Origin of the sequence: Haemophilus sputorum HK 2154 (genome assembly GCF_000287615.1) — a bacterium.
GTDB lineage: Bacteria > Pseudomonadota > Gammaproteobacteria > Enterobacterales > Pasteurellaceae > Haemophilus_A > Haemophilus_A sputorum.
Window position 1 is genome coordinate 21,140 of record NZ_ALJP01000016.1, and the last position, 7,282, is coordinate 28,421.

Consider the following 7,282-nt stretch of genomic DNA (forward strand, 5'->3'; position numbering starts at 1 on the left):
AAATAAGTTAAACGATTTGAGAAAACGGCGGAAAATTATGCCGCTTCTGCTTCTAATTTGTCGCGTAATGCTGCAAGCGTGCGAGCAAGTTTGCCAGCTGCCGCTTCTTTCATTGTGCCCATTAAACGTGCAATTGCTTCTTCGTAAGTTGGTAATGTTGCCAAGAATTGAACATCTTGTGTTTTACCTTCAAAGGCTGCACCTTTAATTTCAAACTCTTTATTTGTTTTTGCAAATTCAGTGAACAAACGTGCTGCTGCACCTGGGTGTTCGTTAGAGAATGCAATAAGAGTTGGACCGGTGAACGTTTCTGCTAAACATTCGAATTCAGTGCCTTCTACCGCACGGCGTAATAAAGTATTACGAACCACGCGCATAGTTACACCTGCTTCACGTGCAGATTTACGTAATTCAGTCATTTTCTCAACTGTTACACCACGAGAATCCGCAACAACAGCTGAAAGGGCACCTTTGGCAGCTTCGTTTACTTCAGCAACAATTGCTTGTTTGTCTTGAAGATTTAATGCCATTGGTTTTAGCTCCTGATACACTTCGCTTTAAAAGCGAAATTACAAAAAATCCCAAAAATTAAACCGCTTACACGATATTTTTGAGGCTCTGGTGTCCAGAAGCAGAAAAATCTGTCTGTTCACCATCTACGTAGGTTAAATTAAGAGAGCTTACGCCCTCGCCTACGGTCTTAGATGAGGCTTAGAAAGGCTAAGCACCATCAAGTTCGCGGTTACCCGCAAATAGGTCGAATATGTTACTGAAATTGATTTACTTTGTAAAGTTAAAGATAGCTTTTTGAACAAGAATTAAAGCAAATAAAAATCCGCTTTAGCTAACATATTTAACCTTTTGCAAAAAACAAGCGGCATTACACCGCTTGTTTAATTTGCTAGATAGAATTAAGCAATCGCTTTTTCTACTACACGAACTAAAGTATGTGATTTAGTTTTTGAAACAGGACGACATTCCTTAATTTCAACTACATCACCTAATTTAGCTTCGTTGTTTTCATCGTGTACGTGTAATTTAGTCGTACGACGGATAAATTTACCGTATAACGGGTGTTTAACCGTGCGTTCGATTGCAACAACAAATGATTTATCCATTTTGTCGCTGATTACTTTACCTTGTACTGTACGAATTTTATCAGTCATTACTCACCCGCCTTTTCGGTTAATACAGTTTTAACTTGTGCAATACTACGACGCACTTGTTTTAACTGGTGGGTTTGTTGAAGCTGACCGGTGGCTGCTTGCATACGCAATTTGAATTGTTCACCTAAAAGGTTTACTAACTCAGCATTCAGCTCTTCAACATTTTTGTTACGTAGTTCTTGAGCTTTCATTACATCACCGTCTTAGTTACAAATGTGGTTTTCATAGGTAATTTCGCTGCTGCTAATGCAAATGCATTACGTGCGACTTCTTCAGAAACACCATCCATTTCATATAATACTTTACCCGGTTGGATTAAAGCTACCCAGTACTCAACGTTACCTTTACCTTTACCCATACGGACTTCTAATGGTTTTTCAGTAATTGGTTTGTCTGGGAACACGCGGATCCAGATTTTACCTTGACGTTTTACTGCACGAGTCATAGCACGACGAGCGGCTTCGATTTGACGTGCGGTTAAACGACCACGACCAACTGCTTTTAAACCGAATGTACCGAAGCTCACTTCAGTACCGCCCGCAATACCACGGTTACGGCCTTTGTGTACTTTACGGAATTTTGTGCGTTTTGGTTGTAACATTCAGTGATTCTCCTTATTTACGACCTTTGCCACGTGGCGCCTTTTTAGGCTGTGCCGCTGGTTCTTTTTCAGATTCAATCACTGCAGCCATACCACCAAGAACTTCACCTTTGAAGATCCACACTTTAACGCCGATTACGCCGTAAGTTGTGTGTGCTTCAGCAGTGTTATAATCGATGTCCGCACGAAGAGTATGTAGAGGTACACGACCTTCACGATACCATTCTGAGCGAGCAATTTCTGCACCACCTAAACGACCGCTAACTTCAACTTTGATACCTTTAGCACCTAAACGCATTGCGTTTTGCACTGCACGTTTCATTGCACGACGGAACATTACACGACGTTCAAGTTGAGATGCGATGCTATCTGCAACTAATTTTGCATCTAGCTCTGGTTTTTTCACTTCAGCAATGTTGATTTGCGCAGGAACGCCAGCAATTTTAGATACTGCGTTACGTAATTTTTCAACATCTTCGCCTTTTTTACCGATAACGATACCAGGACGAGCTGTGTGGATAGTTACACGAATGCTTTTTGCAGGACGTTCAATAGTGATACGAGATACTGAAGCGTTCGCTAACTCTTTGTTTAAGAATTTACGTACTTTGAAATCGCCGTCTAAATTATCAGCGAAATCTTGTGTATTCGCGAACCAAGTAGAGTTCCAAGGTTTAACAATACCAAGGCGAATACCATTAGGATGTACTTTCTGACCCATTGTTATTCTCCTACTGATTAACGATCTGATACAACCACAGTGATGTGGCTAGTACGTTTTAAAATACGATCTGCACGACCTTTCGCACGTGGCATAACACGTTTCATGCTTGGACCTTCATCAACGAAAATCTTAGCAACTTTAAGATCGTCTACATCTGCACCGTCATTGTGCTCTGCGTTTGCGATAGCGGATTCTAATACTTTCTTAACTAAAGCAGCTGCTTTTTTGTTAGTGAAAGTTAAAATTTCTAATGCAACAGAAACTTTTTTACCGCGAATTAAATCAGCAACTAAGCGAGCTTTTTGGGCAGAAGTACGAGCGTAACGATGTTTAGCAATAGTTTCCATCTTTTACCTCTTATTTCTTAGCTTTCTTATCTGCGGCATGACCGCGGTATGTACGAGTCGGTGCAAATTCACCTAATTTATGACCGATCATTTCGTCTGATACATAAACTGGAACGTGCTGACGACCATTATGGACTGCGATGGTCAAACCAATCATTGATGGAATGATCATTGAACGACGGGACCAAGTTTTAATTGGTTTTTTATCCCCGCTTTCCACCGCCTTCTCTACCTTCTTCAACAAGTGTAGGTCAAGGAAAGGACCCTTCTTGAGAGAACGTGGCATGGGTTATCCTCTTTTTAATGAATAAAATTATTTGCCACGACGACGTACGATGTATTTATCAGTACGTTTGTTGTGACGAGTTTTCTTACCTTTGGTTTGAACGCCCCAAGGTGTAACTGGATGTTTACCAAAGTTACGGCCTTCACCACCACCATGTGGGTGGTCTACTGGGTTCATTGCAGTACCACGAACTGTTGGGCGAACGCCTCTCCAGCGGTTAGCACCTGCTTTACCAAGTACGCGAAGCATATGTTCTGAGTTACCTACTTCACCGATGGTTGCAGTACACTCAGCTAAGACTTTACGCATTTCGCCTGAACGAAGACGTAAAGTTACATAGTTACCTTCACGAGCAATAATTTGTACATATGCGCCTGCAGAACGTGCAATTTGACCACCTTTACCAGGTTTTAATTCCACGTTGTGTACAGTTGTACCAACTGGGATATTACGCATAGGTAATGCGTTACCAACTTTAATTGGAGCTGAAGCGCCTGCTTGAATCGTATCACCAGCAGATAAACCTTTTGGTGCTAAGATATAACGACGTTCACCATCTTTATAAAGAACTAACGCGATGTTAGCAGAACGGTTTGGATCGTACTCTAAACGCTCAACTACCGCTGGGATTTCTAACTTATTACGTTTGAAATCGATTAAACGATAGTGTTGTTTATGACCACCACCGATATGACGAGTGGTAATACGACCTAAGTTGTTGCGACCACCAGTTTTAGATTTAGTATCTAAAAGTGCTGCAAAAGGTTTCCCTTTGTGAAGTTCTGCATTAACAACTTTAACTACATGACGACGACCAGCGGAGGTCGGCTTACATTTAACGATAGCCATAGTTTTCTATTCCTCCGAATTACTCTGCCGCACCTTCAACGAAGTCAAGTGATTGACCTTCTTGAAGAGTTACATAAGCTTTTTTCCAGTCACTACGACGACCTGATTTTGCACCGTGACGTTTAGTTTTACCTTTAACAACCACTGTACGTACAGAATCAACTTTAACTTCGAAAAGTGCTTCAACCGCATTTGCAATTTCTACTTTATTAGCATCTAATGCAACTTTAAATACGATTGTGTTACCTTTTTCAGCATTATTTGTCGCTTTCTCAGAGATATGAGGTGCTTTAAGCACTTTTAGCAAACGTTCTTGTTGAATCATGCTAGCATCTCCTCAATTTGTTTTACTGCATCAACAGTTACAACCACTTTATCGAAAGCAATTAAGCTAACTGGGTCGATTGCTTGCACATCACGAACATCTACTTTGTATAAGTTACGTGCTGCTAAGAATAGATTTTCATCTAAATTTGCAGTAATGATTAAAGCGTCAGTTAACGCCATCTCTTTTAATTTTTGTGCTAAAACTTTAGTTTTTGGCGCATCAATTTCGAATTTTTCAACAACCACTAAACGGTCTTGACGAACTAATTCAGAAAGAATGCTTTTAATTGCACCACGGTACATTTTTTTGTTCACTTTTTGGCTGTGATCTTGTGGTTTCGCTGCGAAAGTGATACCACCTGAACGCCAGATTGGTGATTTGATATCACCTGAACGAGCACGACCTGTACCTTTTTGACGCCAAGGTTTTTTACCTGAACCAGACACTTCTGCACGAGTTTTTTGTGCGCGTGAACCTTGACGAGCACCTGCTGCATATGCAACAACTACTTGGTGGATTAACGCTTCGTTAAACTCACGTCCGAAGGTAGTTTCAGAAACAGTGAGTGCGTTTGCACCTACAACTTGTAATTCCATCTCTATCTCCTAGACTTATGCTTTAACTGCTGGTTTAACAATAACATCACTATTAGTAGCACCAGGAACAGCACCTTTAACTAATAATAATTTACGCTCAGCATCTACACGAACAACTTCTAGTGATTGAACGGTTACACGCTCAGCACCTAAGTGTCCAGCCATTTTTTTACCTTTAAACACACGACCTGGAGTTTGGTTTTGACCAATAGAACCAAGTACACGATGTGATAAAGAGTTACCGTGTGTAGCATCTTGAGTACGGAAGTTCCAACGTTTAACACCACCTTGGAAGCCTTTACCTTTAGAAGTACCAGTAACATCAACTTTTTTAACATCAGTGAAGATGTCAACATTGATTTCTTGACCTAAAGTGAATTCTTGTGATTCACCTTCAGTACGAAATTCCCATAAACCGCGACCAGCTTCAACACCTGCTTTCACGAAATGGCCTGCTTCTGGCTTAGTTACACGACTTGCTTTTTTAGAGCCAGTAGTAACTTGAATTGCAGAATAGCCATCGTTTTCAAGGGTTTTAACTTGAGTAACACGGTTGGCTTCGATTTCGATAACGGTAACTGGAATAGACACGCCGTCTTCAGTGAAAACGCGGGTCATACCAACTTTACGACCGATTAAACCAATCATTGTAATAACCTCTTAAAATTCCCAATTAACCTAGACTAATCTGAACGTCAACGCCAGCAGCTAGATCTAAACGCATTAATGCATCAACAGTTTTTTCTGTTGGTTCAACAATATCAACTAAACGTTTGTGAGTACGGATTTCATATTGGTCACGCGCATCTTTGTTAACGTGTGGAGAAATCAATACCGTGAAACGTTCTTTACGAGTTGGTAAAGGAATTGGACCACGAACTTGTGCACCAGTACGTTTAGCTGTTTCTACGATCTCCGCTGTTGATTGATCGATTAAACGATGATCAAATGCTTTTAAGCGGATACGGATTCTTTGGTTCTGCATTAGACCAGAGCTCCAATTTTAAAATTTAGCTAATAGAAAGACCAAACTAACACTTAGAGATAATCTACTAAGGTAGCTCAGCCACACATGTTATAGTTCCAAGATTAGGAACATTATACGCACTATCAAATTGATAGCGCCGTTTAGTAAATGATTACACTAAACGACTAAAAATGACTTGCCTAAAAGGCTCACATCTAAAGTGGGTAAACTATACGCAAAAAGCCTTCTAAAAGCAAGCCTTTTTATAAAAATTTATTGATTTCTTAGTTAAGAACTCCTTTAAATAGATTAGATACAGTCCCCCAGTATTCATTATTACATCAAAACTTCATTTGAAGTTAATCAATAATTATTAAAATTCTCCTATTTCGTAAGAAATTTATCATAACTTTTCGATCAAGTTCACAAATCAGAAATTTTATTGTTGAACATACACAAATGTTTCGGTAATTATTGTGCGCTAATTTATATCTACACCTATGAATAAAAGGAAATCCATATGAAATCTGTTAATGAGTTAAAAGCTCCACTTTCTGCTATTTTTACTCCACTGATTGGCGAGTTCAGAATAAAGACCTATTTTTCTTACTACGGAATTTTTAAAGATAAAATTATGCTTGCACTATACAAAGATGAACAACTTTATCTTCGTATAGCCAAAACAGATTTAGAAGAGATTAAATTACTACCAAATACATTGCTATTAGAAGATACCTTCAGAATTTTGGGAAAGCACTAATTTCGCACAATGGGTAAAAAATATTATTCATCAAATACAGTCTGAACAAGAAGCTATCTTAGCCAAACAACGTTCACAAATTCGTTCATTACCTAATATGAATATCAATTTAGAAAAAATGCTTAAACGGGTAGGTATTTGTTCTGTCGATGATTTAAGAAATACTGGTGAAATCGCAACTTTTATTAAACTAATTGAAATCGGTATTGATGGTTCTGATCAACTACTATTTAGACTACACGGCGCAATCCATTCTCAAAATATTTATTCTTTTAGTCACGAGAAGAAAATGGCGCTTCTTCAAGAAGCTAACCAAGCTTTCTATAAAGTAGGATTGCGCCATCGATTCAGGTTACCTAAAGTATAACCCCTCTATCTTGATGAATAAAAACCCAATATGTATAAAAACAGATCAAATAAAACATTTTTTTCATTTTTTGAAAAAAAGTGTTTGACGAACCTAAACTTAATCGGCATAATGCGCCCCGTAAACGACGAGTTGCCTCGATAGCTCAGTCGGTAGAGCAGGGGATTGAAAATCCCCGTGTCGGTGGTTCGATTCCGCCTCGAGGCACCATCTTTTCCTCCTTAGTTCAGTCGGTAGAACGGTGGACTGTTAATCCATATGTCGCAGGTTCGAGTCCCGCAGGAGGAGCCA

The 7,282-nt window shown here is 39.4% G+C and carries 14 protein-coding genes and 2 tRNA genes; 4 read left to right on the top strand and 12 right to left on the bottom strand.

The window, feature by feature from the left end:
• Positions 1-35 precede the first annotated feature (35 nt).
• The 12 genes from rplJ to rpsJ form a co-directional block, all read right to left on the bottom strand.
• Positions 36-530, bottom strand: coding sequence for a 50S ribosomal protein L10 (gene rplJ / locus HMPREF1128_RS07915; protein WP_007526136.1), 495 nt, complete (start codon positions 528-530; stop codon positions 36-38).
• A gap of 381 nt (positions 531-911) precedes the next feature.
• On the bottom strand, positions 912-1,166 hold the full coding sequence (rpsQ, locus tag HMPREF1128_RS07920; RefSeq protein ID WP_007526161.1) for a 30S ribosomal protein S17: 255 nt from the start codon (positions 1,164-1,166) through the stop codon (positions 912-914).
• Positions 1,166-1,357 carry a 50S ribosomal protein L29 gene (gene rpmC / locus HMPREF1128_RS07925; RefSeq protein ID WP_005706394.1) on the bottom strand — a complete coding sequence of 64 codons (192 nt, stop codon included), beginning with the start codon at positions 1,355-1,357 and terminating at the stop codon, positions 1,166-1,168. Before rpmC ends, rpsQ begins: the two co-directional genes overlap by 1 nt.
• Complete coding sequence (gene rplP, locus HMPREF1128_RS07930) at positions 1,357-1,767, bottom strand: 50S ribosomal protein L16 (protein ID WP_007526149.1); 411 nt, start codon at positions 1,765-1,767, stop codon at positions 1,357-1,359. Before rplP ends, rpmC begins: the two co-directional genes overlap by 1 nt.
• 13 nt (positions 1,768-1,780) lie before the next feature.
• Entirely contained in the window at positions 1,781-2,488 is a 708-nt protein-coding gene (gene rpsC / locus HMPREF1128_RS07935) for a 30S ribosomal protein S3 (protein WP_007526115.1), read from the bottom strand.
• 17 nt (positions 2,489-2,505) lie between these two features.
• Complete coding sequence (gene rplV / locus HMPREF1128_RS07940) at positions 2,506-2,838, bottom strand: 50S ribosomal protein L22 (protein WP_007526132.1); 333 nt, start codon at positions 2,836-2,838, stop codon at positions 2,506-2,508.
• 10 nt (positions 2,839-2,848) lie between these two features.
• Entirely contained in the window at positions 2,849-3,124 is a 276-nt protein-coding gene (gene rpsS / locus HMPREF1128_RS07945; RefSeq protein WP_005539416.1) for a 30S ribosomal protein S19, read from the bottom strand.
• Between the two features lie 27 nt (positions 3,125-3,151).
• Positions 3,152-3,973, bottom strand: a complete 822-nt coding sequence (rplB, locus tag HMPREF1128_RS07950) for a 50S ribosomal protein L2 (protein ID WP_007526110.1) — start codon at positions 3,971-3,973, stop codon at positions 3,152-3,154.
• A 19-nt stretch (positions 3,974-3,992) separates the two neighbouring features.
• Positions 3,993-4,298 (bottom strand): 50S ribosomal protein L23, encoded by a 306-nt coding sequence (rplW, locus tag HMPREF1128_RS07955; RefSeq protein WP_005706434.1) that lies wholly within the window; start codon positions 4,296-4,298, stop codon positions 3,993-3,995.
• Positions 4,295-4,897 (bottom strand): 50S ribosomal protein L4, encoded by a 603-nt coding sequence (gene rplD / locus HMPREF1128_RS07960; RefSeq protein ID WP_005706452.1) that lies wholly within the window; start codon positions 4,895-4,897, stop codon positions 4,295-4,297. The genes rplW and rplD overlap by 4 nt, the downstream gene beginning before the upstream one ends.
• Positions 4,898-4,912: 15 nt before the next feature.
• Positions 4,913-5,545, bottom strand: a complete 633-nt coding sequence (gene rplC / locus HMPREF1128_RS07965) for a 50S ribosomal protein L3 (RefSeq protein WP_007526117.1) — start codon at positions 5,543-5,545, stop codon at positions 4,913-4,915.
• A 25-nt stretch (positions 5,546-5,570) separates the two neighbouring features.
• On the bottom strand, positions 5,571-5,882 hold the full coding sequence (gene rpsJ, locus HMPREF1128_RS07970; protein ID WP_001181005.1) for a 30S ribosomal protein S10: 312 nt from the start codon (positions 5,880-5,882) through the stop codon (positions 5,571-5,573).
• Positions 5,883-6,384: 502 nt separating this feature from the next.
• Between rpsJ and HMPREF1128_RS10165 the strand changes: the two genes are divergently transcribed.
• The 4 genes from HMPREF1128_RS10165 to HMPREF1128_RS07985 all read left to right on the top strand — a co-directional run bounded on the left by HMPREF1128_RS10165 (position 6,385) and on the right by HMPREF1128_RS07985 (position 7,282).
• The gene (locus HMPREF1128_RS10165; protein WP_007526122.1) at positions 6,385-6,624 is read left to right on the top strand and encodes a TfoX/Sxy family protein; all 240 of its coding nucleotides are present in this window, start codon (positions 6,385-6,387) and stop codon (positions 6,622-6,624) included.
• 79 nt (positions 6,625-6,703) lie between these two features.
• A complete protein-coding gene (locus HMPREF1128_RS10170; protein WP_269208155.1) occupies positions 6,704-6,991 on the top strand; it encodes a TfoX/Sxy family DNA transformation protein in 288 nt (95 codons plus the stop codon).
• A gap of 134 nt (positions 6,992-7,125) precedes the next feature.
• Positions 7,126-7,201: transfer RNA gene (locus tag HMPREF1128_RS07980), tRNA-Phe, on the top strand.
• Between the two features lie 5 nt (positions 7,202-7,206).
• A tRNA-Asn gene (locus HMPREF1128_RS07985) sits at positions 7,207-7,282 on the top strand.

Coding starts and splice junctions, on each gene's coding strand:
- rpsC (WP_007526115.1), bottom strand. CDS start 2,488: ATGGGTCAGAAAGTACATCCTAATGGTATTCGCCTTGGTATTGTTAAA.
- rpsJ (WP_001181005.1), bottom strand. CDS start 5,882: ATGCAGAACCAAAGAATCCGTATCCGCTTAAAAGCATTTGATCATCGT.
- rplW (WP_005706434.1), bottom strand. CDS start 4,298: ATGATTCAACAAGAACGTTTGCTAAAAGTGCTTAAAGCACCTCATATC.
- rplC (WP_007526117.1), bottom strand. CDS start 5,545: ATGATTGGTTTAATCGGTCGTAAAGTTGGTATGACCCGCGTTTTCACT.
- rplD (WP_005706452.1), bottom strand. CDS start 4,897: ATGGAATTACAAGTTGTAGGTGCAAACGCACTCACTGTTTCTGAAACT.
- rplP (WP_007526149.1), bottom strand. CDS start 1,767: ATGTTACAACCAAAACGCACAAAATTCCGTAAAGTACACAAAGGCCGT.
- rpsS (WP_005539416.1), bottom strand. CDS start 3,124: ATGCCACGTTCTCTCAAGAAGGGTCCTTTCCTTGACCTACACTTGTTG.
- rpsQ (WP_007526161.1), bottom strand. CDS start 1,166: ATGACTGATAAAATTCGTACAGTACAAGGTAAAGTAATCAGCGACAAA.
- rpmC (WP_005706394.1), bottom strand. CDS start 1,357: ATGAAAGCTCAAGAACTACGTAACAAAAATGTTGAAGAGCTGAATGCT.
- HMPREF1128_RS10165 (WP_007526122.1), top strand. CDS start 6,385: ATGAAATCTGTTAATGAGTTAAAAGCTCCACTTTCTGCTATTTTTACT.
- rplV (WP_007526132.1), bottom strand. CDS start 2,838: ATGGAAACTATTGCTAAACATCGTTACGCTCGTACTTCTGCCCAAAAA.
- rplB (WP_007526110.1), bottom strand. CDS start 3,973: ATGGCTATCGTTAAATGTAAGCCGACCTCCGCTGGTCGTCGTCATGTA.
- rplJ (WP_007526136.1), bottom strand. CDS start 530: ATGGCATTAAATCTTCAAGACAAACAAGCAATTGTTGCTGAAGTAAAC.